We start from the raw sequence: 26,235 nt of genomic DNA on the forward strand, positions 1-26,235 counted from the left end.
GCTAGGCAAGATCGCTCCCGCTGTCGGACACCGCCGCGCACCAATGGCCCCCGCAGCACTTGCGCCTGCGCAAATCCGCCCGCGGTGCTTTCGCTATACTCGAAGAGCGGATGTGGCCGGCACGCTTGCCGGCTCCGGCGCCGCGCCGATCTCCCATTGAATCCGACATGACTCAACTTGCTGACCTGCGCCGCACCTACGTGCTGGGCGCGCTCTCCGAAACCGATGTGGCCGCCGATGCCATGCAGCAGTTCCAGCGCTGGTTCGACGAAGCCATCAACGCGAAACTGCCGGAGCCGAACGCCATGACGCTGGCCACGGTCGACGCCGACGGACAGCCGTCCGCGCGCATCGTGCTGCTCAAGGGCCTGGACCAGCAGGGTTTCACCTTCTTCACCAACTACGAAAGCCGCAAGGGCCTGGACCTCGCCGTCAACCCGCGCGCGGCCCTGCTCTTCCACTGGGTGCAACTGGAGCGCCAGGTGCGCGTGGAAGGCCGCGTCGAGAAGGTCACCGAGGCCGAAAGCGATGCCTATTACGCCACCCGGCCGCTGGGTTCGCGCCTGGGAGCCTGGGCGTCCGAGCAAAGCCGGGAAGTGAGCGGCCGCGAGGTACTGGAACAGCGCGAGGCCGACTTCCGCGCGAAGTTCGGCGAAAACCCGCCGCGCCCCACGCACTGGGGCGGCTACCGGCTGGTGCCGAACTGGATCGAATTCTGGCAGGGACGCCCGTCGCGCCTGCATGACCGCATCGGCTACCGGCGCCAGGACGATGGCAGCTGGCATATCGTGCGGCTTTCGCCCTGAGCGCCTTCCCTTCCGAGAGCGGGCATCGGGTTGATCCGGATTGTTGCTGGGGCGGTCTCTGCACAAGAAAAAGAATTGGCGTAAAGTGCCATCCATATTGCTTTACCGACTTGTTGGCAACACCCCACGGCGGCGTGCGGGTTTCGTGCCTGCGCGCGTGGCAGTGGTCGCGGGGAGTGCGCCGTAACCCTCCGGAGGATGGCCGCATGTTTTTCAAGCAAGCATTCGACAAGCAGCTGGACAAGCAACTGGATCACTGGATCTCCGACCTGCGCGAGAACGCCGACATTCCCGTGCAACTCCGCTTGTGGAACGGCATGGAATATGCGCTGGGCAGGTTCGAGCGCCCGGCCGTCACCCTGACCGTGCGCGAGGCCGCCGCCCTGCCCTTCCTGCTGACCCCGAGCCTGGACAACCTGGGCGAAGCCTACGTCCAGGAAAAGATCGACCTCGACGGCAAGCTGGCCGACATCATCTCGGTCGGCTACCAGTTGTCCGCGGCGGCGACCCGGCGCGCCGGCGGCGCGCTGGCCAAGGTGGCGCACCACTTCACGCACAGCAAGCAGGAAGACAAGGCGTCGATCCAGTACCACTACGACGTCTCCAACGACTTCTACAAGCTGTGGCTGGATCCCGGCATGGTCTATTCCTGCGCCTACTTCGAGCGCGGCGACGAAGACCTCGCCACCGCCCAGCTGCAGAAGATCGACCACATCCTGACCAAGATCCGCCTGCAGCCGGGACAGACCCTGCTCGATATCGGCTGCGGCTGGGGCGCGCTGGTACTGCGCGCAGCGCAGAAATTCGGCGCACGCTGCGTCGGCATCACCCTGTCGCAGAACCAGTTCGACCTGGCCACGGAGCGCGTCAAGGCAGCAGGCCTGGCGGACCGCGTCGAGATCCGCCTGCAGGACTACCGCGACATCCGGGGCACCTTCGACCGCATCACCAGCGTCGGCATGTTCGAGCACGTAGGTAAGAAGAACCTGATCGCCTACTTCAGCCGCATCCGCGAGCTGCTGGCCGACGATGGCTTCGCCATGAACCACGGCATCACCTCGCCCGACCCCGACATCGGTACCTCGCCGATGGATGGTTCCGAGTTCATGGACCGTTACGTGTTTCCGCAAGGCGAGCTGCCGCATATCGGCCTGGTGCTGACCACCATGCAGAAGGGCGGCCTCGAGGCGCTGGACGTGGAGGGACTGCGCCGGCACTATATGAAAACGCTGCACAACTGGGCGGACCGCTTCGAGCAGCAGGGCGAAACCATCCGCGCCATGGTCGGCGAGAAGAAATACCGCATCTGGCGCATCTACCTGGCGGGCTGCGCGCACGCCTTCGAGACCGACCAGATGGCGCTGTTCCAGGTGGTGTGCCGCAAGGCAGGCAGGTCCGCCACCACGCTGCCGTGGTCGCGCCGCTATATGTACGACAAGTCCTGAGCCGGGCCCGCCCGCGACGGACGCGACTCCGACCGACGATTTGACCGCTGACCTGTTCGGCGACCTGCCGCCCGGCGCGGCGGGCGCCCCTTCCGGCCCCGATCCGGCCATCCCCTCCCCCGTCCCGCCGCCCCGCGCCGCACGCGGCAAGGCGGTGCTGCCGATGCCGCCCGACCCGGCGCTGGCGGCGCTCGCCGCGCGCCTGCCGCCTGGCCTGCACCTGGGGACATCCACGTGGTCCTACCCCGGCTGGGACGGGCTGGTCTACCAGGGCGAATACAGCGAGAGCCTGCTTTCACGCAAGGGGCTGGCCGCTTATTCGCACCATCCGCTGCTGCGCGCGGCGGGCGTCGACCGCGGTTTCTACGCTCCCATCCCGCTGGCCGACCACCTGGCCTACGCGGCGCAGGTACCCGAGCATTTCCGCTTCCTGGTCAAGGCGCCGGCCAGCGTCTGCGACGCCTGGCTGCGCGGCCCCGACGGTGCGGGCCGGCTGGCCAACGCCGCCTTCCTGGACAGCGCCAGCGCGATCCGCGATTTCATCGAACCGGCCACCGCCGGGCTGGGTGCGAAATGCGGCCCGCTGCTGTTCCAGCTATCGCCGCTGGCAGCCATGGCCGACGATGCTTGCGCCTTCCTGGCGCGCCTGGACGCCTTCCTCTCGGCCTTGCCGCCGCTCGACCCCAGCCTCACGCCGCATGCCTGCTACGCGGTGGAGCTGCGCGACGCCGCGCTGCTGACGCCGCGCTACATCAAGCTGCTGCGCGCGCGCGGCGTGCGCTTCTGCCTGTCGGCGCGCGACCGCCTGCCGCCGGTGGCACGCCAGGCCGCGGCCCAGGCCCTGCTCGACGAAGGCCGGCCCGGCCCGCTGGTGCTGCGCTGGATGCTGCATGGCGGCCGGCCGTACGAGCTGGCGGAATCGATCTACGCGCCCTTCGACAAGCTGGTGGAAGAAGATGTGCCGACGCGCGAGGCCATCGCGGACGTAGTGGTGCGCACGCTGCGCGCCGGCCAGCCGGCCTACGTGATCGTCAGCAACAAGGCCGAGGGCTCGGCCCCGCTGAGCTGTATCCGGCTGGCCGAAGCCATCGCCGCGCGCTGGCAGGGCTGAAGCCGGGGCTACCGGACACGGCGGCCCCGGCCGGGCGCTTCAGCGCCGCAGCAACTCGGCGAAGCGGGCGCGGAACTTGGCCAGCTTGGGCGAGATCACCACGGCGCAATAGCCCTGCCCCGGATGGTCCTGGTAGTAGTTCTGGTGGCCATCCTCGGCACGCCAGTACGGCTGTTCGGGCTCGACCTGGGTCACGATGGGGGCATCGAACACCTTGCCCGCCTCCAGTTCGTGGAGCACATGCTCGGCGGTGGCGCGCTGGGCCTGCGAATGGGTGAAGATCACCGAGCGGTACTGCGTGCCGACATCGTTGCCCTGGCGGTTCAAGGTGGTCGGGTCATGGATGGCGAAGAAGATCTCGAGGATCTCGCGGTAGGTGACCACGGACGGATCGAAGCTGACGCGCACCACCTCCGCATGTCCGCTGTCACCGCTGCACACCTCCTCGTAGCTCGGCTGGCGCAGATGGCCGCCGCTGTAGCCGGACTCGACCGCCTTGACGCCACGCACCTGCTGGTACACGGCCTCCAGGCACCAAAAACAGCCGCCACCCAGCGTGGCGATCTCCAGTCCGTTTTCCATAGACTTCGCTCCCTTGGCAATGCCTCTAGCATAGCCGCTTGCCCCGCGCAGCGTCAGGCATCAGCCGCGCGGCCGCGCCGGTCGGGCCAGCAGCGCCAGCAGTTGCGGCTTGAGCACCTTGCCCAGCGCGCTGCGCGGCAGCGCGTCCAGCAGCACGGCCTCGCGCGGCAGCTTGAAGCGGGCGATGCGGCCATCCAGCGCGGCACGCAGGCGCTCGCCGCCGAGCGCCTCGCGGTCGGCGTCCGGTGCCGGCACGATGGCGGCCACCGGCACCTCGCCCCAGCGCGGATCGGGCAGGCCCACCACCGCGCACTCCTGCACGCCTGGCAGGGCCAGCAGCGCATTCTCGATCTCGGCCGGATAGATGTTCTCGCCGCCCGAAATGATCATGTCCTTGCTGCGGCCCACCACCGTCAGGCAGCCATCGGCATCGCGCCGCGCCAGGTCGCCCGAGCGGAACCAGCCGTCGACGAAGTCGGGATGCGCGGGCTCGCGCCAGTAGCCTTGCATCAGGTTGTCGCCGCGCAGCCACAGTTCGCCCACCTCGCCCGGCTCGGCCTCGCCGCCGGCATGCGTCACCAGGCGCACCTCGGCGCCGGCGTGCGGCCAGCCTGCGGCGCCGGCGCGTGCCATGGCCTGCGGCAGGCGCAGCGCTACCGACACCGGGCCGGTCTCGGTGGCGCCATAGACCTGTCCGAGCGGCACGCCGCGCCGGTGGAAGGCCTCGAGATAGGACAGCGGGATCGGCGAGGAACCGGCCATCACGCCGCGCAGCGAGGACAGGTCGGCCGCCGGCCAGTCCGGATGCTCCAGCACCGCGCGCAAGGTGGCCGGCACCATCAGGGCCAGGGTCGGCCGCTGCAGCGCCAGCGCCTGCAGCCAGCCCTCCGGCGTGAAGCGGTCGTGCAGCGTGACCTGTGCGCCGGCCAGCAGCGCCGGCAGCGTCTGGATGCACAGGCCGCCGACGTGGAACAGCGGCAGCACCGACAGTACGTGGTCCTGCGGCTGCAGGGCGTGCGCCCACCAGCTCGCGCGCGCGTTGGCCAGCATGCCCGCCTGCGTGTGCAGCGCGCCCTTGGGCTGGCCGGTGGTGCCCGAGGTGTAGGCCAGCAGCAGCGGCGTGGCACCGTCCACGGCGCCACCAGGGCCGCCCGAGCCGCCCGCCGCGGGATCCGGCAGCGCCTCGCCCAGCCCGCCGAGCGGCCCGTGCCGGCACAGGCCTTGCGCAACCTCCCGCGCCTGCGCGGCATGCATGTCGTCGTGGAACAGCACGGCAAGCTGCGCATGCTGCGCCACCGCTTGCAGTTCTGGCACGGCCAGCCGGTAATTCAGCGGCACCAGGATGGCCCCCAGCCGCGCGCAGGCGAAGAGCAGGGCCAGCTGCCGTTCGTGGTTCAGGCACAGCGTGGCGACGCGGTCGCCATGGCCTATGCCCCAATCGCGCGCGAGGCTGGCCGCCACCGCCTGCGCCCGCTGCCACAATGCGCCGTACGACAAGGTCTGGCCGCGATGATGCAGCGCCGGGCGCTGCGGCGCGGCCAGCGCCTGCGCCTGCAGCGCCTCGGCCAGGGTGGCTGCCTGCCCGGCCCCGCCGGCGGCAGCGGAAGCGCTCACGGCGGCGCTCATTCGTCGCGCTCGCCGGCTTCGTACAGCGTTTCGCGGCCCATGCGGTCGAGCACCAGTTCGGCGGTCCAGGGCAGCATCAGGGCGCCGCAGCGCGAGTCGCGGTAGAGGCGCTCGAGCGGCAGGTCCTTGAGCATCGACTGGCCGCCGCAGGTGCGGATCGCCAGCCGCGCGATGTCGTTGGCGCCCTCCATCACCGTGTACTGCGCGGCGTACAGGCGCAGGCGCTCGTCCTTGGACGGATCGGGGCGCGCCTCGTGGATGACGCGCCAGAAGATCGAGCGCATGTTTTCCAGCTGGATGCGCATCTGCGCCACCGCGATCTGCTTGGTCGGGTACATGCGCCGCTTGACCGGCGGCTGGCCCGGCACCTCGCCGCGCAGGTACTGCACGGTGAAGTCGTAGGCGGCCTGCGCCACGCCGAGGTAGGTCGGCGCCAGCGTGAAGAACATCGCCGGCCAGGTCTGCGCCGCCTTGTGGTAGACGCCGCGCGGCATCAGCTGCTCGGCATCGGGCACGAACACATCCTTGAGCAGCAGCGTGCGCGATACCGTGCCGCGCATGCCCAGCGGATCCCACTCGCCGGTGACGCTCACGCCCTCGGCCCTGCCCGGCACGGCGATGTAGAGCGTGTCGCGCATGTCGGGATGCTGGTCGCCGCGGTCTTCCGTGCAGAGGATGCCGTAATAGTCCGCCGCGCCCGACAGCGAAGCGAAGATCTTGCGCCCGTTCAGCACCCAGCCACCCTCGACCTTGCGCGCGCTGGTGCCGAACGGTGCCTTGCCGGCAGCGGCGGCCGAGCCTTCGGAGAAGGGCTGGGCGTAGATCGCGCCATCACGCACCACGCGCGCGAAATGCAGCTCGCGGCGCGCCTCGTGCTCGGCTCGCTGCCCGGGCGTCATGCCGATGCCGTCGGCCAGCACGCCGGTCCACATCGTTGAGCAGATGTGCATGTTGTAGGTCAGCGCGGTGGCGCCGCAGAAGCGGCCGATCTCGGCACCGACCATGCAGTAGGTGGCGAAATCCGCGCCCTCGCCGCCGAAGGCGCGCGGCACGCACAGGCGCAGCAGGCCGGCCTCGCGCAAGTCGTCGTAGTTGGCGAAGGGAAAGCTGGCTTCGCGATCCCAGGTCGCGGCGCGCGGCGCGAAGGACTCGCGGCCGAGGCGATTGGCCAGCGCCAGCAGGCGCGCCTGCGCTTCGGTGAAATCGGCGCCGCCGACGGCGGGAGTGAAATCCAAGGGCATGTCGCGGTCTCCTGTAGGCGCCGCCGGCGAGGGCCGGCGCCAGTTCTGGTGGTGGCCGGCAAGGCCGGCACGGGGTGAGGTGTACGCCCTGCCAGCGCAGGACAGTCGCCGGAAGGCAGCGGATGCAGCCGCTCAAGCCGGCCAGGCAGGCCGCTCAGGCGGGCGGGAAGCGCCGCGCGAGGAAGTCGAGCACCGCCGCATTGAACAGCGCCGGCTGCTCCATGCAGGCGAGATGGCCCACGCCGGGCAGGCAGTGGTACTCGGCACCGGCAATGCGCTGCGCCATGCGCTCCATCACCGCGGGCGCGGCATTGTTGTCGTGCTCGCCGGCCAGCGCCAGCACCGGCACGGCGATGCGTGCCAGCGCCTCGCGCTGGTCGAAGCGCACCAGCGCGCCAAGCGCGGCACGGTAGGTAGCGGGTGGCACCGCGGCCATCACGGCGGTGGCGAACGCCACCCCGTCCGGCGGCGCATCCGGTGCCACCATGGCCCGCACCAGCCCCGCCGCCATCTCGGCCATGCTGCGGCCGGCGTCCAGGGGCGCGGTGCGCGCGGCGACGAAGTCGCGCTGCCAGTCGCCGCCGGGCTTGCCGAAGGCGGGCGAGGTGCCTGACAGCACCATGCCGTCGATCAGCGCCGGCGTGGCGGCGCAGGCCTGCTGCGCCACCATGCCGCCCATGCTGTGGCCGAGCAGCACCACGCGCCGGCCGGCCGCACGCTCGGCCTGCAGCAGCGGCGCCAGGGCGGCGGCGAGCCCGTCGAAGTCGTAGGGGTCGATGAGGGCGCTGTCGCCGTAGCCGGGCATGTCCCAGGCCAGCGCACGGTAGCCGGCCCGGGCCAGCGCGGCGAGCTGCTCGGGCCAGGCGGCCTTGCCGCCGCCGATGCCGTGCAGCAGGACCACGGTCACGGTGCCCTCGCCCTGCTCCAGCGTGGCGATGCCGTTGGCATGGAGGCGGCGTGCCGGCGCGCCGGCCGGCGTGGATCGCGTCGGGCTCATGCGGCGGCCTCCGTCAGGCGGCCCTGCTCGACCTCGGGGTGCCCGTCCAGCGTGATGGTGCAATGGCGCAGCGGCAGGTCGAAGTGTCCCAGGGTATGCCGCCCGGCCACCTCGTTGGCGCCGGTCGAATAGAGGAAATTGCCGGCGAAGGCGCGCAGCTCGGTACCGTTGCAGTCGCGCTTGTCGTAGAAGGTCATGGCGTCCCAGCGCGCGGCCGGATTCAGGCCCCAGCCCACGTGCGAGACGGCGTAGGCGTCGCGGTTGCCCTCGCGCTGCGCCCAGGCGTCGTAATAGCCACGCATCATGTCGGCATCCACGCCCTGGCCCTCGATGGCGAGGATGTAGTCATCCTCGATATGACAGACCACGGTATCGCGCAGATAGGTCTTGAAGGTCAGGTTGACATCGCCCGGCGCCAGCACCAGGGTGCCGTTGACCTGGCCGCGTGCCGGGAAGGCCAGGCACAGGCCGCCGGGCCAGTGCGCGACCTGCCCGGGTTTGTTGCAGTAGCCCCAGACGCCGCCCACGCGTGCCTCGCCCAGCCCGATGCGCAGCTCGGTGCCGGCGGCGCTGTGGACGCGCATCTCGCGCGCGCCGCGCAGACGTTTCATGGCGGCGCGCACGCTGCCTTCCAGCGCCGGGTCGGGCAGGCAGCGCTCCAGGATCTCGGGGTGCTCGTTGCTGATCATCAGCAGGCGCGGCACCACGCCATCGGCCCCGCGCAGGATGTGCGGCAGTTCGGGCGCGTGCAGCAGGCCTTCGACGGTACAGTCCAGCACCAGGTGGCAGCGCGACAGGGCGGCCACCACCGGTGCCAGTTGCTGCAGCGCGTCGCTCGCGCCGGTGGAGCGCACCGGTGCCGGCGCGCTCAGTGCCGGCGTCGGCACCTGGATCCGCACCGGCGTGGCGCCAAGCGACTGCACCGCCAGCTCGGCCAATTCCACGTTGACGCGCCGGGATTGGGACTCCGTTACAATGCCCACGACCTCCGTGCCGGTCAGGCCGCAAAGTTCAAGGGTACGCCGGAACGCCGCCAGCCAGCGGTGTTCGATCTGCTCGACGAGCATGTCATCTCCTCCTGCCTTGTGTGCGCGATCCCACCGATGGCGGGCGGCCAGCGCCTTGGCGTGTGCTTAGCTTGTGCTTGTGATTCCTGGCCCTGGCGCAAATAATATATGAAATTTCATGGATTCCAGTGGAGCCCGAGACATGGGCATGCCTGAGCCCGAGCCGCACGCCCCCCGCCACGCCGGCCGCGCCGCCTCTCCCGACTTCGACGCCAAGCACTTCCGCCGCGCCCTGTCCCAGTTCGCCACCGGGGTGACGATCATCACCACGCGCGCGGCATCCGGCGCCGGCACGCCCTTCGTCGGCATCACCGCGAGCTCGTTCAACTCGGTCTCGATGGACCCGCCCCTGGTGCTGTGGAGCATGGCCACCACCGCCAACAGCCTGCCGATGTTCCGCGACGGTTCGCACTACATCATCAATGTGCTGTCGGCCTCCCAGCTCGACCTGTGCCAGCGCTTCGCCACGCTCAAAGGCGACCGTTTCGCCGGCGTCGACTACCGCCTGTCCGAGACCGGACTGCCCGTGCTGGCCAATGCCCTGGCCTGGTTCGAATGCCATAACCGCAGCCGCTACGACGAGGGCGACCACATCATCTTCGTCGGCGAAGTGGAACGCTGCGGCGTGCCGGGCAGCGGCGGGCACCCCCTGGTGTTCCACGGCGGCGCCTTCTCCACCACCTCCCCGCTCGGCGACTGAGCCGGCCCGGCCATGGCGGACGACGCCCGCGAGCCCTTCGTCGACGGCTACCTGGCCTACTTGCTGGCGCGCGCCAGCCACCTGGTGTCGGGGGAATTCCACCGCCAGGTGGAAGCGGCCGGGCTGAGCGTGGCCGAATGGCGGGTGCTGGCGACCCTGGCCGACCGCAGCGGCTGCCCGGTCGGCGAACTGGCGCAGATCACGCTGAACAAACAGCCCACGCTGACCAAGCTGCTCGACCGCATGGCTGCCGAAGGCCTGGTCGAGCGCCGCAGCGGCGAAACCGACCGCCGCACCGCCCTGGTGTGGATCACGGCGGCCGGCCGCGCGCGCGCGCGGCCGCTGCTGGCCAAGGCCGCCGCCCATGAGCGCGCCGTGCTGGAAGACTTCGGCACGCAGCAGGGACAGCAGCTCAAGGACACCCTGCGCCGCCTGATCGCGCTGCACACCGGGCGCTGACACCTGCCACCCGCCGCCTCGCGGAACGGGACCATCAGGCCTTCAGCACATCCAGCGGCGAGCCGCCGGTCTTGATCCGCTGCAGCACGATATTGGAGCGGATGTCCATCACGCCACGCGTGCGGTACAGCCGGTTGACGATGAAATCCGAGTAGTGCTTCAGGTTGCGCGCCTGCACGCGCAAGATGTAGTTGCTGTCGCCGGTGATGATGTAGGCGGACACCACCTCGGGCCAGGACTGCACGGCGGCATTGAAGGTGTCGTGCCAGTCGTCGACGTCGTGGCGCATCGATACCTGCACGATCGCCTCGATCTCCAGGCCGAGCTGCTCGGCATCGAACCAGGCGCGATAGCCGCCGATCACCCCGCCCTCCTCCAGCAGGCGCACGCGCCGCAGGCAGGCCGAAGGCGACAGCGCCACGCGCTCGGCGAGGTCCTGGTTGCTGATACGGCCGTTCTCCTGCAGGCAGGCGAGGATGCGCAGATCGGTGGGGTCGAGTTGCATTCGCAGAAAATTCTTTTTTGACGCTGTTATTTCGAATTCTATGCGATAGGACATCGCATTCATAGTGGAAATAGCAAGCATCTTGCCTGCATTTTTGCTTATCATGCCGACATCGACAGCCTGCGCGCGCCCCTGCGGCGACCCACCGTCATGACCGACCACGCCACCTCCCGTCAGCTCTGGGACATCAGCCCGCCGCTCTCGCCGGCCACGCCCGTCTGGCCCGGCGACACCCCGTTCCAGCAGCAGCCGGCCTGGGAAATGGGCCCGGGCTGCCCGGTCAACGTCGGCCGCATCACGCTGTCACCGCACACCGGTGCCCATGCCGACGCCCCCCTGCACTACGCGGCCGACGGCGCGCCGATCGGCGCGGTGCCGCTGGAGCCCTACCTGGGCCCCTGCCGCGTCATCCACTGCCTGGATGCCTCCCCCCTGGTCGAGCCCCGCCACATCGAGCACGCGCTGACCGGCACGCCGCCGCGCGTGCTGCTGCGCTGCTACCGGAGCGCGCCGCTGGCGCAGTGGGATCCCGGCTTCTGCGCCATCGCGCCGCAGACCATCGAGCTGCTGGCCGCGCACCGCGTGCGCCTGGTCGGCATCGACACGCCCTCGGTCGACCCGCAGGAGTCCAAGACCATGGATGCGCACCGTACCGTGCGCCGCCACGGCATGGCCATTCTCGAAGGCCTGCTGCTCGATGCGGTGCCCGAGGGCGACTACGAATTGATCGCGCTGCCGCTGCGCCTGGCCGGCCTCGACGCCAGCCCGGTGCGCGCGGTGCTGCGCGCGCTCGGCTGAGCGCACCTTTGCGCCGCCGCCCGGCGGCCCTTCCAACCCTGCCCAACCCTGCCGCGTCCCTCTCCGATACCGGCCCGTTCCGCCAGACCAGACCTGTCCCTGCCATGACCACATTGACCCGCGAGCATTGCCTCGCACTCGACCGTGACGACACGCTGCGTCACCTGCGCGAGCAGTTCGCGCTGCCCGAAGGCGTGATCTACCTCGACGGCAACTCGCTCGGCGCGCGCCCGCGCGCGGCGGCCGAACGCGCCGCCGCGGTGGTGGCCGAGGAATGGGGCGACGGCCTGATCCGCAGCTGGAACAGCGCCGGCTGGTTCGAACTGCCGCAGCGGCTGGGCAACAAGCTGGCGCCGCTGGTCGGTGCCGGCCAGGACGAGGTGGTGGTGACCGACACCACCTCGATCAACCTGTTCAAGGTGCTGGCGGCGGCGCTGCGCGTGCAGGCCTCGCGCGATCCCGCGCGCAAGGTGATCGTCTCCGAGTCGAGCAACTTCCCCACCGATCTCTACATCGCCCAGGGCCTGGCCGACCTGCTGCAGCAGGGCTACTCGCTCAAGCTGGTGGACTCGCCCGAGCAGATCGAGGCGGCGCTCGGCGCCGACACCGCCGTGCTGATGGTGACCCACGTCAACTATAAGACCGGCGAGATGCTGGACATGGCCCGGCTGACCGCGCTGGCCCATGCCAAGGGCGCGCTGGCGGTGTGGGACCTGTGCCATTCGGCCGGCGCGGTGCCGGTCGACCTGGCCGCAGCCGGGGCCGACTACGCCATCGGCTGCACCTACAAGTACCTGAACGGCGGCCCCGGCTCGCCGGCCTTCGTCTGGGTCGCGCCGGGGCTGCGCGATGCCTTCTGGCAGCCGCTGTCGGGCTGGTGGGGCCATGCCGCGCCCTTCGCCATGGAACCCGGCTACCGTCCGCGTTCCGGCGTGGCGCGCTACCTGTGCGGCACCCAGCCGATCACCTCGATGGCGCTGGTGGAGTGCGGCCTGGACATCTACGCGCAGACCGACATGCAGGCGCTGCGCGCCAAGTCGCTGCAACTGACCGACCTGTTCATTACACTGGTGGAAACGCGCTGCGGCCACCACCCGCTCGAACTCATCACGCCGCGCGAGCACGGCCGCCGCGGCAGCCAGGTCAGCTTCGCCCACCCGGATGGCTATGCCGTGATGGCCAACCTGATCGACCGCGGCGTGATCGGCGACTATCGCGAGCCGCGCATCGCGCGCTTCGGCTTCACCCCGCTCTACACCAGCTTCACCGAGGTGTGGGACGCGGTCGAGGTGCTGCGCGACGTGCTCGACAGCGGCAGCTACCGCGACGCCCGCTTCCAGATCCGCAGCACGGTGACCTGAGGGAGGCGCAGCATGACTCAGCACAAGGGATGCCCGATGTCGGGCGCGGCCGCCCAGGGCGGCCAGGGCGGTGCCGACGGCTGGCACGGCGCGCAGATGGACTTCGCCAAGGACATGAGCTACGGCGACTACCTGGGCCTGGACCAGATCCTCAGCGCCCAGCACCCGCTCTCGCCCGACCACAACGAGATGCTCTTCATCGTGCAGCACCAGACCACGGAACTGTGGATGAAGCTGATGCTGCACGAGCTGCGCGCCGCGCGCGACTGCGTGAAGGAAGACCGGCTGCCGCCGGCGTTCAAGATGCTGACGCGCGTGTCGCGCATCATGGACCAGCTGGTGCAGGCCTGGAACGTGCTCGCCACCATGACGCCGCCGGAATATTCGGCGATGCGGCCCTACCTCGGCATGTCGTCCGGCTTCCAGTCCTACCAGTACCGCGAGATCGAGTTCATCCTCGGCAACAAGAACGCGGCCATGCTGCGGCCGCACGCGCACCGTCCGGAACACCTGGCACTGGTGGAAACGGCCCTGCACACGCCGTCCCTCTACGACGAGGCGGTGCGCCTGATGGCGCGGCGCGGCTTCGCCATCGACGCGGACTGCGTGGAACGCGACTGGACCCAGCCGACCGCTTACAACGCCTCGGTCGAGGCCGCCTGGCTCGAGGTCTACCGCAAGCCGGACGCGCACTGGGAACTGTACGAACTGGGCGAGAAATTCGTCGACCTCGAAGATGCCTTCCGCCAATGGCGCTTCCGCCATGTGACCACGGTCGAGCGCGTGATCGGCTTCAAGCGCGGTACCGGCGGCACCGAAGGCGTCAGCTACCTGCGCAGGATGCTCGACGTGGTGCTGTTCCCCGAGCTCTGGAAACTGCGCACCGACCTGTAAGACACGCTCCGCTCGCGACGGCCCGCCGGCTCAGGCCGCCGGGTCCGACAACCTGGCCGCCAGCGCCTGCAGCGCGGGCGCCAGGGTATCGCGGAACAACGCCTCGGGCACCGACCCGTACGAAGCGCTGCAGCTCAGCATGTGCAGTTCCTTTTCCCCCACCGGGCGGAAGGCCACCGCGCAGGCGTGGATGGCCGGATGCCAGTCGCGGAACGAGGCTGCGTAGCCGTCCTGCCCGGCCTGCGCCAGCGCGACGCGCATCGGCGCCTCCTGCTGCTTCCATTGCTCCGGGAAGGCCTGCGCGAACTCGGCCAGCACCCGCTCGCGCCGCGCCTGCGGCAGGGCCGCCAGGTAAGCGCGCCCCATCGAGCTGGACACCAGCGACAAGCGCGACCCCACCCCCAGCCCCAGCATCACGCCCGCATCATTGCGGATCGACTCCAGGTAGATCACCTCCAGCCGCTCGCGCTTGCCGAGCGACACCGACACGCCGTAGGCCTGCGCAAAGGCCAGCATGTGCGGCCGCGCCAGCGCCACCACGTCGGACGCCGACAGGTAGGCGTAGCCGAGCGCCAGCACGCCGGCATCGAGTGCGTACTTACCCAGGCTGTCGTCGTAGCGCAGGTAGCCGAGCTGCACCAGCGTGCCCGCCAGGCGGCTGACCGTGGCCTTCGGCAGGCCGGTGCGGCGCACGAAGTCCTGGTTGCCCAGCATGGCCTCGCCGGTGCGGAAACAACGCAGCAGCTCGAGTCCGCGCGCCAGCGCGGTGACGAAGTTGGGATCGCTTTCGCGCGCAGGCGGCTCGGCAGCGGCAAGGGTGGCGGGGGTGGATTGGCGGTTGGACAAGATGGCGCTCCTGCGCTCGGATTGGAACGGTCCCGCAAGCATTCGGCCGGCGCCGCATCTCACCATATGCCGCAGACAGCGCATGCATGGGCCTCGGCCGGCGCCGGGACTGGCCGGCCCACGACACTATTGCCGGCCGGTATCTTTACGCTATACTAACTCATCGGAACAAAGTTCCGCAATGCGGAACTACGCAAGACCAGCAGGCTACCGCATTCCCATCCCTGGCCGGCACGCCGGCCATCTGACCCGACTGCATTACCGAAGGAGACATCCATGGCCGCAAACGCCGAATTCCACTGGGCCGACCCGCTGCTGCTCGACCAGCAACTGAGCGCCGACGAACGCATGGTGCGCGACGCCGCCGCCGCCTACTGCCAGGACAAGCTGGCACCGCGCGTGCTGGAATCGTTCCGCAACGAGAAGACCGACGTGGCCATCTTCCGCGAGATGGGCGAACTCGGGCTGCTCGGCCCCACCATCCCCGAGCAGTACGGCGGCCCTGGTCTGAACTACGTCAGCTATGGCCTGATCGCCCGCGAGGTCGAGCGTGTCGACTCGGGCTATCGTTCGATGATGAGCGTGCAGTCGTCGCTGGTGATGGTGCCGATCTATGAATTCGGCAGCGAAGCACAGAAGCAGAAGTATCTGCCCAAGCTGGCCACCGGCGAGTGGATCGGCTGTTTCGGCCTGACCGAGCCGAACCACGGTTCCGACCCGGGCTCGATGATCACGCGCGCCAAGAAGGTCGCGGGCGGCTACGAGCTGAGCGGCGCCAAGATGTGGATCACCAACTCGCCGATCGCCGATGTCTTCGTCGTGTGGGCCAAGCTGACCGGCGACGACGGCAAGGAAGCCATCCGCGGCTTCATCCTGGAAAAGGGCTGGAAGGGCCTGAGCGCGCCCGCCATCCACGGCAAGGTCGGCCTGCGCACCTCGATCACCGGTGAAATCGTGCTGGACCAGGTCTTCGTGCCGGAAGAGAACCTGATGCCCGGCGTGGCCGGCCTGAAGGGACCGTTCACCTGCCTGAACTCGGCCCGCTACGGCATCGCCTGGGGCGCGCTGGGCGCCGCCGAATTCTGCTGGCACACCGCCCGCCAGTACACGCTGGACCGCAAGCAGTTCGGCCGCCCGCTGGCCGCCAACCAGCTGATCCAGAAGAAGCTGGCCGACATGCAGACCGAGATCACGCTGGGCCTGCAAGGCTGCCTGCGCCTGGGCCGCATGAAGGACGAAGGCACCGCCGCGGTGGAAATCACCTCGATCATGAAGCGCAATTCCTGCGGCAAGTCGCTGGACATCGCCCGCGTGGCGCGCGACATGCTCGGCGGCAACGGCATCTCGGACGAGTTCGGCGTGATCCGCCATGTGGTGAACCTGGAAGTGGTCAATACCTACGAAGGCACCCACGACATCCACGCCCTGATCCTGGGCCGCGCCCAGACCGGCATCCAGGCCTTCTTCTGAAACCTGCCGCCGGCATGAAAAATGGCCCGGCAGCGCCGGGCCGAACACACACTACCAAGGAGACGACGGGCTGCCCCGTCGTTGACTGCACCGATCGCGGCGCGCGCGGGCCCAGGCCCGGCGCGCCGCTGCCGTTTCGCAGAGCGCGCAGCTTATGCCTGGCACGCCGGCATCATTTGCCGGGTTGCGGGGTCAGGCGCAGGTATGGCCTGACCGCCCGGTAGCCCTTCGGGAATTTCTGGCGGATCACTTCCTCGTCCTTCAGCGACGGCACGATGACCACATCGTCGCCGTCCTGCCAGTTGCCCGGCGTCGCCACGCTGTGGCTGTCGGTCAACTGCAGCGAATCGATCACGCGCAGGATCTCGTTGAAATTGCGTCCGGTGCTGGCGGGATAGGTGATGGTCAGCCGCACCTTCTTGTTCGGGTCGATCACGAACAGCGAGCGCACGGTGAAGGTCTCGCTCGCGTTCGGGTGGATCATGTCGTACAGCGTGGCCACCTTGCGGTCCGCGTCGGCCAGGATTGGGAAGTTGACCGAGGTACCCTGCGTTTCGTCGATATCGCGGATCCAGCCGCGGTGCGACTCCACCCCGTCCACCGACAGCGCGATCACCTTGACGTTACGCCGCGCGAACTCGTCCTTCAACTTGGCCGTCAGGCCGAGTTCGGTGGTGCAGACCGGCGTGAAGTCGGCCGGATGCGAAAACAGCACCCCCCAGTCGCTGCCCAGCCACTGATGGAAGCGGATCGGGCCTTCGCTGGAATCGTGCTCAAAGTCGGGGGCGATATCGCCCAGGCGCAATGTCATGTTTTCCCTCCTGATTACAGAAATGGCGCAAGCAAAAATCAGATGGGAACCAGCGTAGCCGGATTGCGATCCAACCCGAACGAATATAAAGTCACGACAAAATCACTCCAGCGCATAAGGGCATGTGTCAGCCATCTGCCACCGTGCTGCGCGCAGCACTGGGCCGTGACCCCGCATCGCGTGGTCTTGAAACCACGCCGGGGTGCCACATATGCTAGGAAGCACGCGAGAATCCGCCCAAGGCGGCGCGAGGCAGGCACAATGTCAATATCCGTACCAACCGCCCGCAAACAGGAGAAACTGATGAGCGATGTCAAGACCGTTTTGTCCGATGCCGAAGAACTGCTCAAGCAAGCGGCCTCGACCACTGGCGAAAAAGCTGCCGAGCTGCGTGAACGCGGCATGGGGCTGCTGAAGCAAGCGAAGGAAAAGGCGCAGGACCTGCAGGATGCCGTCGTCACCAAGAGCAAGGCTGCGGCCCGCGCCACCGACGACTACGTGCACGACCATCCCTGGCGCGCCGTGGGCGTGGCCGCCGGCGTCGGCCTGCTGATCGGCCTGCTGCTCAACCGCAAGTGATCACGCGCGGCCGCGGCGCGCCCCGGGCGGCGGCGGCCGCGGCTCGCCATCCACATGCCGACGGGCCTCGCCCGCGGCCCTTCCTGCCCGTGGCCGGCCGCGCCGGGTCCGGGCGCACGTAGCCACGCCCCATCCGCATGAGCGCATGAGCGAATCGCCCACCCCACCCAAATTCCTGGAGTCGCTGCGCAACCTGGCCGGCTCGGTCGTGGCCATGCTGCAGACGCGCCTGGAACTCGCCAGCGTCGAGCTGGCCGAGGAGCGCGCAAGATTGCTGCGGGTCGCCCTGCTCGCCTGTTTCGGCCTGGTCTTCTTCGGCCTGGCAATGGTGACGCTGACCGTGCTGATCGCGATCGTCTTCTGGGACACCTACCGCTGGCAGGCGCTCGGCGCACTGGTGCTGATCGACGGCGCCGCCTGTGCCGCCTGCCTGCTGGCGGCACGCAATATCGTGCGGCGTGCGCCGCCGCTGTTCGAGGCCACGCTGGCCGAGATCGACAAAGACCGCGAGGTGCTACGCCAATGAGCGCACCGGACCACAAGGCCGACACCGCCAGCAACACCGCAGCGGAGCGCCGGCCGCACGCCCGCCCGGTGCGCCTGTCGCGCGAAGCCAAGCTGCCGCTGGCGGTGCGCAAGGAACTCCTGCTCACCCGAGCCGCGCTCGAGCGCTATGACTTCTCCCAGGCCGTCAGCCAGGTGCGCGGCAGCACCGGACGACTGGCCCGCCTGCGCCACTGGCTGCCCGGCACCGGCAACGCGCCGACCGTGCTCAAGGTACTGGGCGTGGCGCGCGACCACCCACTGCTGAGCTCGGCCGTCTCGCTGGCCCTGCCGCTGCTGCGCAAGACACCGCTGGCGCGCTGGGCCTGGAACCTGTCCAAGGTGGGCATGCTGGCCGGCGCCGGCTACCTGGCCTACCAGCGCTGGAGCGAAGGGCAGCAGGGCAATGCCGACGGCAGCCCGGCCCCGGAAACGCCGGCCGACGCGCCGGCTCCGGGCCGGCAACCCTGAGCGCAGGCGCAGGCGGTCGCCTGCCCTGCCGATGTGCGACGCGACGGTCCACCATTCGACGATCCGCGCGATTCGACGATCCGCTTCACCCGGCACCGCAAACAAAAAAGCCCGTGGCTTGCGCCACGGGCTTTTTGCAATTCTGGTGGGTCGTGCGTGACTCGAACACGCGACCAACGGATTAAAAGTCCGCTGCTCTACCGACTGAGCTAACGACCCGAAAAAACTGAAGCAGCGATTATAGTCATGCGCCCGGCGTACTGTCAACAGAAAGAGTCCGCCAACAACCATCGATCGATGACAGGCTGATTACACCATCCGTTCGAGGCGCCACATCTGGTAGCGGAACGCCAGCATCGCGCCGGCCAGGATGCCGGCCAGCGCGATGAAGGAGCCCAGCGCCAGCGTCGACACCCCTGACAGTCCCTGGCCGATGGTGCAACCCAGCGCGGTCACGCCGCCGGCGCCCATCAGCAGGCCGCCGACGATATGGTTGGCGACATCCTCGGCACCGGCGAAGCCTTCCCAGCGGAAGGTGCGCGTCGCCAGCGCGTAGGCCGCGGCGCCGGCGATCACGCCGAACACGCTGACGATGCCGACGGTCAGCACCTTGCTCTTGTCGCTGAACATCGTCAGCCAGTCCATCGTGTAGGCATAGGGCGCGACGAAGCTGAGGCTCTCCATGCGGCCGCTGTTGGTGCCGATGAACAGCTCCTCCAGGGTATTGGGATCCTCCGACACATAGCCGAGGTGGCCGGACACGTACCACATGCCGACGATGATCAAGCCGACCGCGATGCCGCCCAGCAGGTTGTCAAAGGTGCGGAAGCCCTTGCCGGCCAGTGCCCACAGCGACAGCGCGCCCCCCAGCACCAGGCCCAGGCCGAGCTGCAGCGCACCGCGCGACAGCCCGCTGCCCTGCGCCAGCAGCGACGGCAGGTCCTGGGTCGTGGGCAGGGCGAGCGCCACCGCGTCCACGGTGTTGACGCGCACCACGCCGAACAGCCCGCGCAGCGTCATCAGCGCCGACAGGCCGAGGAAGACGAACACCACCAGCGACTTCAGGTTGCCGGCCCCGATGCGCACCAGCGTCTTGCTGCCGCAGCCGGAGGCCAGCACCATGCCGAAGCCGAACATCAGCCCGCCCGCCAGCGCGGACAGCCACGACAGCTTGCTGGCCGTGTAGATGGTCTTGGTCGGGTCGATCAGCCCGGCCGCGGCCAGCGCCCCGGTACCGATCATGGCGACGCCGATGGCCAGCGCCCACATGCGCATGCGGCTCCAGTCACCGATGTTGACCACGTCGGAGACCGCTCCCATGGTGCAGAAGTGTGTGCGCTGCAGGACGGCGCCGAACAGGAAGGTCAGGGCGAAGGTGCTCAGCAGCACCGTGTGCGTAAGCGCGGGGATGTCGATATCGGGCATTGGCGTGGGGGCGCACGGAGGGTGGCAGCAGTAGGATCAGAGTCGCGGCGCCGGTCTCAGCCGGCCTGCTGGTAGCGGGTGGGATCGGGCACGCCAGCGGCCTCGAAGCCGGCGCGGCGGATGCGGCAGGAATCGCAGACGCCGCAGGCGCGGCCGTCGTCGTCCGCCTGGTAGCAGGACACCGTCAGGCCGTAGTCGACGCCCAGGCGGATGCCCTCGCGGATGATGTCGGCCTTGCTCATGTCGATGATGGGGGCGTGCACATGGATACGCTGCCCCTCCACGCCGGCCTTGGTGGCAAGGTTGGCGAGCGTCTCGTAGGCCGCCACGTACTCGGGCCGGCAGTCCGGATAGCCGGAGTAATCGACCGCGTTGGCGCCGAAGAACAGGTCACGCCCGCCCACCGCCTCGGCCCAGCCGAGCGCGAGCGACAGCATGATGGTGTTGCGTGCCGGCACGTAGGTCACGGGAATGCCCTCGCTGGCGCCATCGGTCGGCACGGCCAGCGCGTCGTCGGTCAGCGCGGAACCGCCGAAGCGGCGCAGGTCCAGGTCGATGATCTCGTGGCGCTTGGCGCCGAGCGCGGCGGCCACCCGCTTGGCCGCCTCCAGTTCGGAGGAGTGGCGCTGGCCGTAGCGCATCGACAGGGCATAGGTCTCGAATCCCTGGTCGCGTGCCATGGCGAGCACGGTGGCGGAGTCCAGGCCGCCGGAAAGCAGGACGATGGCGCGTTGGGTCATGATGGTTGCGCGGCGCTGGGCACGCCGGTTAGGGAAATTGGGGTAACCGGGTATTTTAGCCTGCCTCGGCGGGGCCGGCCCCTGCCCCGCACGGCAACGCCTGCCCAAGAAAAAAGCCCGCGCACGGCGCGGGCTGTCCGGCTTGTCCAACTGCGGGCGGCCACCGCCGCCACACGGTTACTTCAGCGTCTTCAGACGGTTGCTGGCCACCTGCGCTCCTTCGGTGCCCGGGTACTTGGCCACCACCAGCTCCAGCGTCTTGCGCCCGGCGGCTTTCTGGCCGGACTCGATCTGGTCGTTGGCGATGACGATCAGGGCATCCGGTGCCTTGGGATGCGAAGGATTGTCCTGCACCATGTTCTGCAGCACGCTGATGGAACCGCGGTAGTCGCGCTGCGCATACAGCGAGTTGCCCAGCCAGTACTGCGCCAGCGGCAGGTAAGGACTCTGCGGATACTTCTTGGCGAAAGCGGCGAAGGCCTGGCCGGCCCCCTTGAAGTCGCCGCCCTGGAAACGCTGCAGCGCCGCGTCGTATTCCGGCTTCTCGGTCGGCTGCGACAGCCCTTCCCTGCCGTCAACCGTCACCTGCTGCGGCTCGAACTTCTTCAGCCGTGCATCCAGGTCCGCATAGTAGTCCTTCTGCTGCTTCTGCAGCGTCTCCAACTGGTTCTGCAAGACCTCGTTCTGCCCGCGCAGCCGCGCCACTTCCTGGCGCAGGCTCTCGAGCTGGTTCTGCATGTCGAGCTGGACGCGGCTGTTCTGGTCGATGCGCTGCGAAGCCGTGGCCTGGAAGGCGTTGAACTGGTCGCGCATGGTGACGATGGCGCGGCGCGCCTCGTCATCGTCGAACACGCCGGCGTGCGCCGGGCCCGTGGCGCACAACAGGCCGGCACAGGACAGCGCGGCCAGGCAGGACAGTTTGGAGACGCGTGCATTCATGGCGTGGATCGTCCGATCAGTAGACGATGTCCGCGCGGCGGTTTTCCGCCCACGAGGCTTCGTCGTGGCCGGTCGCCTTCGGCTTCTCCTTGCCCAGGCTGACCGATTCCATCTGGCTGTCGGGCACGCCCAGCGAGCTCAGCGAGCGCAGCACCGCTTCGGCGCGCTTCTGGCCCAGCGCGAGGTTGTACTCGCTGGTGCCGCGTTCGTCGGTGTTGCCCTGGATCAGGATCTTGCGGTCACGATGGGCCGCCAGGTACTTGGCATGCTCGGTCAGCGTGCCCTGGTACTCCGGCTTGACCGAGTAGCTGTCGAAATCGAAGTAGACGCTGCGCTTGGCCAGCGGGCTGTTCGGGTCGTTCAGCGCGTCGCGCGAGACGTCGACCGGCGCCACGGCGCGCGCGTCGGTGGTCGCACCGCCCTTGCCGGCGCCGGCGTTGGCGGTGTCATCGAGCTTGACACCCGAGCTGCAGGCGCCGAGCGCCAGCAGCGCGGCGACGGCAAGGGTCTTGGTCATCAGTTGGGACATGGCAGAACACTCCTGTTATTGCATGAATGGGCCCCAGGACGGCTCACGGACTTCGCCGGACTGGAGGGACAGAACCTGGCGGGTACGCCCGTCAGTGGACACCGCCGCCAGCACCGAGCGACCGCCGACTCGGGTGGCGTAGAGAATGTACTTGCCGTTGGCGGCGAAGCTCGGCGCCTCGTCGTTGCCGGTGTCGGTGAGCGAGGTCACGTCGCCCGTACCGAGATCCAGCAGCTGCAGTTTGAAGCCGCCTGCGCGCGTGATGTAGGCCAGTTGCTTGCCGTCCGGCGAGATGCGCGGGCTGACGTTGTAGCTGCCCTTGAAGGTGACGCGCTGGGCCGCCCCGCTCGATTCGCCATCGGCAGGCATGCGATAGATCTGCGGGCCGCCGCCGCGGTCGCTGGTGAAGTAGATGCTGCGGCCGTCCGGCGAGTACATCGGCTCGGTGTCGATGGCGCTGCTGCGGCTCAGGCGCTTGAGTCCGGTGCCATCCGCGTTGACCTGGTAGACCTGGGTATTGCCGTCGCGCGACAGCGCCACGGCCAGGTGCTGGCCGTCCGGCGACCACGCCGGCGCGCTGTTGTTGCCCTTGAAGTCCGCCACCTTGGAGCGGCGGCCCGTGGCCAGGTCATGCACATAGACCACCGGCTTGCGCGACTCGAAGGAAACGTAGGCGACACGGCGGCCGTCGGGCGACCACGAGGGCGAGATGATCGGTTCGATACTGGTCAGCGCCACCTGCGGGCTCTGCCCGTCGGAGTCGGAGATCAGCAGCTGGTAGCGGTTGCCGACGCGCGAAACATAGGACAGCCGCGTGGCGAAGATGCCGCGTTCGCCCAGCAGCTTCTCATAGATGTAGTCGGCGATCTTGTGCGCGGTGACACGCAGCTGGCCCTGGTTGACGTTGAAGACGAGCCCGCCCAGGCTCTGCCCCTTGACGGTGTCGTAGAGGCGGAAGCGCACATCGTACTGGCCGCCGCCGGTGGGGGTCACGGTACCGGCGACGAAGGCATCGGCACCGCGCGTCTTCCAGCTGCCCAGGTCCACCTGCGCCGATTCGGCGACGGTGGCGCCGGACGGATCGACATTGCGGATGCGGCCGCTGCGCTGCAGGTCGGAACGGATGATGGCGGTCAGGCTCAACGGCGCCTGCGCCTCGCCCTGGAAGTTGGCGGTGGCCACCGGGAACTGGCTGGAGCCAACCCCGCTGATTTCGACATTGAGCTGCGCCTGTGCGCCACCGGCGGTGAACGCCAGCGTCACGGACAGCAGGATGGGGGCCCAGAGCTTTCGCATGCTGCTCCTCAATCAAGATCTAGATTCATGGGGCGCGGCCGGCGGGCGGCACGGCGCGGCGTAGCGCGCACCACGCGGGCATCGATATACCGCATGCTCGCGTTGGGCTGCGTCAGGCAACCTGAAATGGTAGCGATGGGACAGACCCCCGATATTGATAGTTGCACAAAGTTGCAAATCATAGGGGGCCGTGCCTGCCTCAGTCCTTGGGACGGAAAGTGATGGTGAAGTTGCCCGGCGCCTTGCCGTTCTCATCGCGCGGCAACGGGTCCGAACGCTCGACCGCGCGCAGCACGGCGTTGTCCCAGGCGGCATTGCCGCTCGACTTGCTGAGGCGGGCCGACATCAGCGAACCATCCGGCGCCAGTTGCACCGTCACCACGGCGGCCGGGTTGCCGGCGACGTCTTCGGTGAAGATGATGTTCGGCTTGACGCGGCGGCGCACGCGATCCGCATAGCCCGGCGAGGCCTTGCCGCCACTGCCGGCACCGGAGCCGGCCTGGCTGCCGACCCCGCCTCCGCCAGCGCCGCCGCCACCGGCCGCCATGGCCTGCAGGCGCGCCAGCTCGCCGCGGCGCTGGGCGTTGGCGGCCGCCTCGGCCTTGGCCTTGGCCTCGGCGTCGGCCTTTGCCTTGGCCTTGGCTTCGGCATCCGCCTTGGCCTTCGCTTCTGCCTTGGCCTCTGCCTTGGCCTTGGCATCCGCCTTGGCCTTGGCATCGGCTTCCGCCCGGGCCTTCGCTTCCGCGTCAGCCTTCGCCTTGGCGTCCGCCTCCTTGCGCTGCTGTTCCTTCAGCTGTTGCTGCTTGAGCTGCTGCTCTTTCAGCTGCTGCGCCCTGAGCTGCTGTTCCTTGAGCTGCTCCTTGCGCTGCTGCTCCTGCTGGGCCGCGAGCTGGGCCGCCTGCTGGGCCGCCTTGCGGCGTTCGTCTTCCTTGCGCTGAGCCGCCTGGCGCTCGGCCTCCTCGCGCGCCTGGCGCTCGCGCCGTTCCGCCTGCTTGCGCGCCTCTTCGCGCGCCGCGGCCTCGGCCTGCCGGCGCTTGAGCTGCTGCAGGGCGATGTCGGCCTCTTCCTCGGCCTGCTGACGTGCCGACGGCGCGGGCGCAACCGGCGCAGGCTGCGTGACGGGCTGCGGGGGTGGCGGTGCCGGCGTGGGTGCGGGAGCGGGCGCCAGGTCGGCGGCCGTCCACAATTCGGCCTCGGAGCCGACCGGGGTGCTGCTCTGCCAGTGCACGCCGTAGTACAGCACCAGCCCCAGCAGCAGGTGCATCAGCAGGGCCAGCAGGAAGGAACGCAGGGTCCCCTTCTCGCGCACCGGCTGGTATGGATAGGCGGCCTTCTTCATCGACGCTTCGACACTCGCGGCAGGCGGGTTACGTTAGTGGGTCCCGGCGGGACGCCTTACTTGGACTTCACCATCAGACCGACACGCTTGACGCCATCCGCCTTCAGCTCGGACATCACGTCCAGCACCGCCTCGTAGCGTACCGAGCGGTCGGCGGCGATCACCACCGGCTGGTCGGGATTCTCTTCCTGGCGCTGGTTGACGAAGGCGATCAGGCCGGCCTTGTCGAGCTTGCGGTCGAAGGCCTTGCCGGCACTGTCCTGCCCGCGCGCGCTCAACGCACCGTCCTCGTGCACGGTGACGACGATGGGCGGCGTCTTCTGCTGCGGGGTGGCGTTGGCCACCGTGGGCAGGTCGACCACGGCCGGGCTCACGATCGGCGCGGCCACCATGAAGATGACGAGCAGCACGAGCATCACGTCGATGTACGGCACGACGTTGATCTCGGCACTGGCGCGGCGGCGCGAGCCGCCGCGACGCTGGATAGCTGCCATAGCTTGGCTCCTTGCTGGCGATCAGCGCGTCTGGCGCTGCAGGATGTTCAGGAACTCTTCCATGAAGCTCTCGAAACGGATTGCCAGCCGATCGATCTCGGTCGCATAACGGTTGTAGGCGATCACCGCGGGAATGGCGGCAAACAGGCCGATGGCCGTGGCCACCAGCGCTTCGGCGATGCCGGGCGCCACCGAGGCCAGGGTGGCCTGCTGCACATTGGACAGGCCGCGGAAGGCGTTCATGATGCCCCACACGGTGCCGAACAGGCCGATATAGGGGCTGACCGAGCCGACCGAGGCCAGGAAGGGAAGATGCGATTCCAGCACATCCATCTCGCGCTGGTAGGCCGCGCGCATGGCGCGGCGGGCAGCGTCGAGCAGCGCTCCGGCGTCGTTGCTGCGCTCGCGCGCCTTCAGGAATTCACCCATGCCGGACTCGAAGATGCGTTCCAGCGCCCCGGTGTTGTGGCGGTTGTTGACCGCGCTGTTATACAGCGCCTGCAGGTCGCCGCCGGCCCAGAAATCGCGCTCGAAGCCTTCGGTCTGGCTGCGCGCGGCGCGCAGCGCCATGTGCTTGCGGAAGATGTAGGTCCACGAGAACAGGGACATCACCAGCAGCAGCGCCATGACGGCCTGCGCCAGCAGGCTGGCATGCAGCACCAGCGAAACGATGGACAGGTCTTGCGAGACGGTCACGGGATTCATCGGGCGGTCTTGATAGTTGCGAGGACGGGGGCGGGGATGGGGGCGGGTCGAAATGTGGACTTGTCTACACAGCCGACCCGGATGGCGCCGGTCGCCAGCTGCTGCTCCCCGCGCCACGCTTCTTGGGCGAATTGGACCGAGGCCGGCCCGACCCGTTCAATCCGGGTCCGGATCTCGATCTGGTCGTCCAGGCGGGCGGGCGCATTGTATTCCACCGCCGTGCTCCTGACGACGAAGACCACGCCGGCCTCGTCGGACAGGGCCTGCTGGCCGATGCCGAGCGACCGCAGCCATTCGGTGCGGGCGCGTTCGAAGAATTTCAGGTAGTTGGCGTAGAACACTACGCCGCCCGCGTCGGTATCTTCCCAATACACGCGCAGGGTCCAGACAAAGTTCGTCATGGCCGCGATTGTAGCGGAGCCGTGCGCGACATTGACGTAAACCCTTGGCCTGCCC

General features: G+C 68.8%; 29 protein-coding genes and 1 tRNA gene. 12 read left to right on the forward strand and 18 right to left on the reverse strand.

Annotation, left to right across the window (positions count from 1 at the left end; all coding sequences use genetic code 11):
• The first annotated feature begins 167 nt into the window (after nt 1-167).
• The 3 genes from pdxH to BKK80_RS16580 all read left to right on the forward strand — a co-directional run bounded on the left by pdxH (nt 168) and on the right by BKK80_RS16580 (nt 3,362).
• Nucleotides 168-806, forward strand: a complete 639-nt coding sequence (gene pdxH / locus BKK80_RS16570) for a pyridoxamine 5'-phosphate oxidase (RefSeq protein WP_071014716.1) — start codon at nt 168-170, stop codon at nt 804-806.
• 206 nt (nt 807-1,012) lie between these two features.
• The gene (locus BKK80_RS16575; protein ID WP_071014719.1) at nt 1,013-2,251 is read left to right on the forward strand and encodes an SAM-dependent methyltransferase; all 1,239 of its coding nucleotides are present in this window, start codon (nt 1,013-1,015) and stop codon (nt 2,249-2,251) included.
• Between the two features lie 40 nt (nt 2,252-2,291).
• Nucleotides 2,292-3,362, forward strand: coding sequence for a DUF72 domain-containing protein (locus BKK80_RS16580; RefSeq protein ID WP_071070240.1), 1,071 nt, complete (start codon nt 2,292-2,294; stop codon nt 3,360-3,362).
• Nucleotides 3,363-3,401: 39 nt separating this feature from the next.
• On the opposite strand, the gene msrA is transcribed toward BKK80_RS16580, so the two are convergent.
• The 5 genes from msrA to BKK80_RS16605 form a co-directional block, all read right to left on the reverse strand.
• Nucleotides 3,402-3,944, reverse strand: coding sequence for a peptide-methionine (S)-S-oxide reductase MsrA (gene msrA, locus BKK80_RS16585; RefSeq protein WP_071070242.1), 543 nt, complete (start codon nt 3,942-3,944; stop codon nt 3,402-3,404).
• Between the two features lie 60 nt (nt 3,945-4,004).
• Nucleotides 4,005-5,570, reverse strand: a complete 1,566-nt coding sequence (locus BKK80_RS16590; protein ID WP_083384128.1) for a class I adenylate-forming enzyme family protein — start codon at nt 5,568-5,570, stop codon at nt 4,005-4,007.
• Nucleotides 5,567-6,811, reverse strand: coding sequence for an acyl-CoA dehydrogenase family protein (locus tag BKK80_RS16595; RefSeq protein WP_071014727.1), 1,245 nt, complete (start codon nt 6,809-6,811; stop codon nt 5,567-5,569). Before BKK80_RS16595 ends, BKK80_RS16590 begins: the two co-directional genes overlap by 4 nt.
• 154 nt (nt 6,812-6,965) lie before the next feature.
• A complete protein-coding gene (locus tag BKK80_RS16600; RefSeq protein ID WP_071070245.1) occupies nt 6,966-7,808 on the reverse strand; it encodes an alpha/beta fold hydrolase in 843 nt (280 codons plus the stop codon).
• Entirely contained in the window at nt 7,805-8,875 is a 1,071-nt protein-coding gene (locus BKK80_RS16605) for a 2,5-dihydroxypyridine 5,6-dioxygenase NicX family protein (RefSeq protein WP_071038076.1), read from the reverse strand. The genes BKK80_RS16600 and BKK80_RS16605 overlap by 4 nt, the downstream gene beginning before the upstream one ends.
• Before the next feature lie 142 nt (nt 8,876-9,017).
• Between BKK80_RS16605 and BKK80_RS16610 the strand changes: the two genes are divergently transcribed.
• Both BKK80_RS16610 and BKK80_RS16615 read left to right on the forward strand, forming a co-directional pair.
• A complete protein-coding gene (locus BKK80_RS16610; RefSeq protein WP_071014734.1) occupies nt 9,018-9,575 on the forward strand; it encodes a flavin reductase family protein in 558 nt (185 codons plus the stop codon).
• A gap of 12 nt (nt 9,576-9,587) precedes the next feature.
• Nucleotides 9,588-10,034, forward strand: a complete 447-nt coding sequence (locus BKK80_RS16615; protein ID WP_071014737.1) for a MarR family winged helix-turn-helix transcriptional regulator — start codon at nt 9,588-9,590, stop codon at nt 10,032-10,034.
• Nucleotides 10,035-10,068: 34 nt separating this feature from the next.
• Here the strand turns inward: BKK80_RS16615 and BKK80_RS16620 are convergent, their stop codons facing one another.
• Entirely contained in the window at nt 10,069-10,539 is a 471-nt protein-coding gene (locus tag BKK80_RS16620) for an Lrp/AsnC family transcriptional regulator (protein WP_071014740.1), read from the reverse strand.
• Between the two features lie 150 nt (nt 10,540-10,689).
• Between BKK80_RS16620 and kynB the strand changes: the two genes are divergently transcribed.
• The 3 genes from kynB to kynA all read left to right on the forward strand — a co-directional run bounded on the left by kynB (nt 10,690) and on the right by kynA (nt 13,592).
• On the forward strand, nt 10,690-11,337 hold the full coding sequence (kynB, locus tag BKK80_RS16625) for an arylformamidase (RefSeq protein WP_071014742.1): 648 nt from the start codon (nt 10,690-10,692) through the stop codon (nt 11,335-11,337).
• Nucleotides 11,338-11,441: 104 nt separating this feature from the next.
• Nucleotides 11,442-12,698, forward strand: a complete 1,257-nt coding sequence (gene kynU / locus BKK80_RS16630) for a kynureninase (RefSeq protein ID WP_071070247.1) — start codon at nt 11,442-11,444, stop codon at nt 12,696-12,698.
• Between the two features lie 12 nt (nt 12,699-12,710).
• The gene (gene kynA, locus BKK80_RS16635) at nt 12,711-13,592 is read left to right on the forward strand and encodes a tryptophan 2,3-dioxygenase (RefSeq protein WP_071014746.1); all 882 of its coding nucleotides are present in this window, start codon (nt 12,711-12,713) and stop codon (nt 13,590-13,592) included.
• Between the two features lie 30 nt (nt 13,593-13,622).
• On the opposite strand, the gene BKK80_RS16640 is transcribed toward kynA, so the two are convergent.
• Nucleotides 13,623-14,438: an IclR family transcriptional regulator gene (locus BKK80_RS16640; protein WP_071014749.1), complete on the reverse strand. Its 816-nt coding sequence runs from the start codon at nt 14,436-14,438 to the stop codon at nt 13,623-13,625.
• Between the two features lie 276 nt (nt 14,439-14,714).
• On the opposite strand from BKK80_RS16640, the gene BKK80_RS16645 reads away from it, so the two are divergent.
• Nucleotides 14,715-15,908 (forward strand): acyl-CoA dehydrogenase, encoded by a 1,194-nt coding sequence (locus BKK80_RS16645; protein WP_071014751.1) that lies wholly within the window; start codon nt 14,715-14,717, stop codon nt 15,906-15,908.
• Nucleotides 15,909-16,080: 172 nt separating this feature from the next.
• Here BKK80_RS16645 and BKK80_RS16650 read toward each other — a convergent pair whose 3' ends face one another.
• On the reverse strand, nt 16,081-16,719 hold the full coding sequence (locus tag BKK80_RS16650; RefSeq protein WP_071070249.1) for a peroxiredoxin: 639 nt from the start codon (nt 16,717-16,719) through the stop codon (nt 16,081-16,083).
• Nucleotides 16,720-16,980: 261 nt separating this feature from the next.
• On the opposite strand from BKK80_RS16650, the gene BKK80_RS16655 reads away from it, so the two are divergent.
• The 3 genes from BKK80_RS16655 to BKK80_RS16665 all read left to right on the forward strand — a co-directional run bounded on the left by BKK80_RS16655 (nt 16,981) and on the right by BKK80_RS16665 (nt 18,312).
• Nucleotides 16,981-17,298, forward strand: a complete 318-nt coding sequence (locus tag BKK80_RS16655; RefSeq protein ID WP_335582867.1) for an ElaB/YgaM/YqjD family protein — start codon at nt 16,981-16,983, stop codon at nt 17,296-17,298.
• Nucleotides 17,299-17,443: 145 nt separating this feature from the next.
• Nucleotides 17,444-17,824, forward strand: a complete 381-nt coding sequence (locus BKK80_RS16660; RefSeq protein ID WP_071014758.1) for a phage holin family protein — start codon at nt 17,444-17,446, stop codon at nt 17,822-17,824.
• Nucleotides 17,821-18,312, forward strand: a complete 492-nt coding sequence (locus BKK80_RS16665; protein ID WP_071014761.1) for a DUF3318 domain-containing protein — start codon at nt 17,821-17,823, stop codon at nt 18,310-18,312. Before BKK80_RS16660 ends, BKK80_RS16665 begins: the two co-directional genes overlap by 4 nt.
• A 143-nt stretch (nt 18,313-18,455) precedes the next feature.
• Here the strand turns inward: BKK80_RS16665 and BKK80_RS16670 are convergent.
• The 10 genes from BKK80_RS16670 to ybgC form a co-directional block, all read right to left on the reverse strand.
• Nucleotides 18,456-18,531, reverse strand: a tRNA-Lys gene (locus BKK80_RS16670).
• 90 nt (nt 18,532-18,621) lie between these two features.
• The gene (locus tag BKK80_RS16675) at nt 18,622-19,737 is read right to left on the reverse strand and encodes a YeeE/YedE family protein (protein WP_071014764.1); all 1,116 of its coding nucleotides are present in this window, start codon (nt 19,735-19,737) and stop codon (nt 18,622-18,624) included.
• 56 nt (nt 19,738-19,793) lie between these two features.
• Nucleotides 19,794-20,477, reverse strand: coding sequence for a 7-cyano-7-deazaguanine synthase QueC (gene queC / locus BKK80_RS16680; protein WP_071014766.1), 684 nt, complete (start codon nt 20,475-20,477; stop codon nt 19,794-19,796).
• 177 nt (nt 20,478-20,654) lie between these two features.
• Complete coding sequence (ybgF, locus tag BKK80_RS16685) at nt 20,655-21,416, reverse strand: tol-pal system protein YbgF (protein WP_071014769.1); 762 nt, start codon at nt 21,414-21,416, stop codon at nt 20,655-20,657.
• 16 nt (nt 21,417-21,432) lie between these two features.
• A complete protein-coding gene (gene pal / locus BKK80_RS16690) occupies nt 21,433-21,945 on the reverse strand; it encodes a peptidoglycan-associated lipoprotein Pal (protein ID WP_071014771.1) in 513 nt (170 codons plus the stop codon).
• A gap of 15 nt (nt 21,946-21,960) precedes the next feature.
• A complete protein-coding gene (gene tolB / locus BKK80_RS16695; protein ID WP_071014774.1) occupies nt 21,961-23,241 on the reverse strand; it encodes a Tol-Pal system beta propeller repeat protein TolB in 1,281 nt (426 codons plus the stop codon).
• Between the two features lie 199 nt (nt 23,242-23,440).
• Entirely contained in the window at nt 23,441-24,580 is a 1,140-nt protein-coding gene (gene tolA, locus BKK80_RS16700; RefSeq protein WP_071070251.1) for a cell envelope integrity protein TolA, read from the reverse strand.
• Between the two features lie 56 nt (nt 24,581-24,636).
• Nucleotides 24,637-25,074: a protein TolR gene (gene tolR, locus BKK80_RS16705; RefSeq protein WP_071014780.1), complete on the reverse strand. Its 438-nt coding sequence runs from the start codon at nt 25,072-25,074 to the stop codon at nt 24,637-24,639.
• A gap of 21 nt (nt 25,075-25,095) precedes the next feature.
• Nucleotides 25,096-25,779: a protein TolQ gene (tolQ, locus tag BKK80_RS16710; protein ID WP_071014782.1), complete on the reverse strand. Its 684-nt coding sequence runs from the start codon at nt 25,777-25,779 to the stop codon at nt 25,096-25,098.
• A complete protein-coding gene (gene ybgC, locus BKK80_RS16715) occupies nt 25,776-26,180 on the reverse strand; it encodes a tol-pal system-associated acyl-CoA thioesterase (protein ID WP_071016533.1) in 405 nt (134 codons plus the stop codon). The genes tolQ and ybgC overlap by 4 nt, the downstream gene beginning before the upstream one ends.
• Nucleotides 26,181-26,235 lie beyond the last annotated feature (55 nt).

The sequence above is a fragment of the Cupriavidus malaysiensis genome (assembly GCF_001854325.1).
GTDB lineage: Bacteria > Pseudomonadota > Gammaproteobacteria > Burkholderiales > Burkholderiaceae > Cupriavidus > Cupriavidus malaysiensis.

Bases quoted from the DNA above. Each gene is read 5' to 3' on its own strand.
- pdxH (WP_071014716.1), top strand. From the start codon at position 168: ATGACTCAACTTGCTGACCTGCGCCGCACCTACGTGCTGGGCGCGCTC.
- BKK80_RS16575 (WP_071014719.1), top strand. From the start codon at position 1,013: ATGTTTTTCAAGCAAGCATTCGACAAGCAGCTGGACAAGCAACTGGAT.
- msrA (WP_071070242.1), bottom strand. From the start codon at position 3,944: ATGGAAAACGGACTGGAGATCGCCACGCTGGGTGGCGGCTGTTTTTGG.
- BKK80_RS16590 (WP_083384128.1), bottom strand. From the start codon at position 5,570: ATGAGCGCCGCCGTGAGCGCTTCCGCTGCCGCCGGCGGGGCCGGGCAG.
- BKK80_RS16595 (WP_071014727.1), bottom strand. From the start codon at position 6,811: ATGCCCTTGGATTTCACTCCCGCCGTCGGCGGCGCCGATTTCACCGAA.
- BKK80_RS16600 (WP_071070245.1), bottom strand. From the start codon at position 7,808: ATGAGCCCGACGCGATCCACGCCGGCCGGCGCGCCGGCACGCCGCCTC.
- BKK80_RS16605 (WP_071038076.1), bottom strand. From the start codon at position 8,875: ATGCTCGTCGAGCAGATCGAACACCGCTGGCTGGCGGCGTTCCGGCGT.
- BKK80_RS16610 (WP_071014734.1), top strand. From the start codon at position 9,018: ATGGGCATGCCTGAGCCCGAGCCGCACGCCCCCCGCCACGCCGGCCGC.
- BKK80_RS16615 (WP_071014737.1), top strand. From the start codon at position 9,588: ATGGCGGACGACGCCCGCGAGCCCTTCGTCGACGGCTACCTGGCCTAC.
- BKK80_RS16620 (WP_071014740.1), bottom strand. From the start codon at position 10,539: ATGCAACTCGACCCCACCGATCTGCGCATCCTCGCCTGCCTGCAGGAG.
- kynB (WP_071014742.1), top strand. From the start codon at position 10,690: ATGACCGACCACGCCACCTCCCGTCAGCTCTGGGACATCAGCCCGCCG.
- kynU (WP_071070247.1), top strand. From the start codon at position 11,442: ATGACCACATTGACCCGCGAGCATTGCCTCGCACTCGACCGTGACGAC.
- kynA (WP_071014746.1), top strand. From the start codon at position 12,711: ATGACTCAGCACAAGGGATGCCCGATGTCGGGCGCGGCCGCCCAGGGC.
- BKK80_RS16645 (WP_071014751.1), top strand. From the start codon at position 14,715: ATGGCCGCAAACGCCGAATTCCACTGGGCCGACCCGCTGCTGCTCGAC.
- BKK80_RS16650 (WP_071070249.1), bottom strand. From the start codon at position 16,719: ATGACATTGCGCCTGGGCGATATCGCCCCCGACTTTGAGCACGATTCC.
- BKK80_RS16655 (WP_335582867.1), top strand. From the start codon at position 16,981: ATGTCAATATCCGTACCAACCGCCCGCAAACAGGAGAAACTGATGAGC.
- BKK80_RS16660 (WP_071014758.1), top strand. From the start codon at position 17,444: ATGAGCGAATCGCCCACCCCACCCAAATTCCTGGAGTCGCTGCGCAAC.
- BKK80_RS16665 (WP_071014761.1), top strand. From the start codon at position 17,821: ATGAGCGCACCGGACCACAAGGCCGACACCGCCAGCAACACCGCAGCG.
- BKK80_RS16675 (WP_071014764.1), bottom strand. From the start codon at position 19,737: ATGCCCGATATCGACATCCCCGCGCTTACGCACACGGTGCTGCTGAGC.
- queC (WP_071014766.1), bottom strand. From the start codon at position 20,477: ATGACCCAACGCGCCATCGTCCTGCTTTCCGGCGGCCTGGACTCCGCC.
- ybgF (WP_071014769.1), bottom strand. From the start codon at position 21,416: ATGAATGCACGCGTCTCCAAACTGTCCTGCCTGGCCGCGCTGTCCTGT.
- pal (WP_071014771.1), bottom strand. From the start codon at position 21,945: ATGTCCCAACTGATGACCAAGACCCTTGCCGTCGCCGCGCTGCTGGCG.
- tolB (WP_071014774.1), bottom strand. From the start codon at position 23,241: ATGCGAAAGCTCTGGGCCCCCATCCTGCTGTCCGTGACGCTGGCGTTC.
- tolA (WP_071070251.1), bottom strand. From the start codon at position 24,580: ATGAAGAAGGCCGCCTATCCATACCAGCCGGTGCGCGAGAAGGGGACC.
- tolR (WP_071014780.1), bottom strand. From the start codon at position 25,074: ATGGCAGCTATCCAGCGTCGCGGCGGCTCGCGCCGCCGCGCCAGTGCC.
- tolQ (WP_071014782.1), bottom strand. From the start codon at position 25,779: ATGAATCCCGTGACCGTCTCGCAAGACCTGTCCATCGTTTCGCTGGTG.
- ybgC (WP_071016533.1), bottom strand. From the start codon at position 26,180: ATGACGAACTTTGTCTGGACCCTGCGCGTGTATTGGGAAGATACCGAC.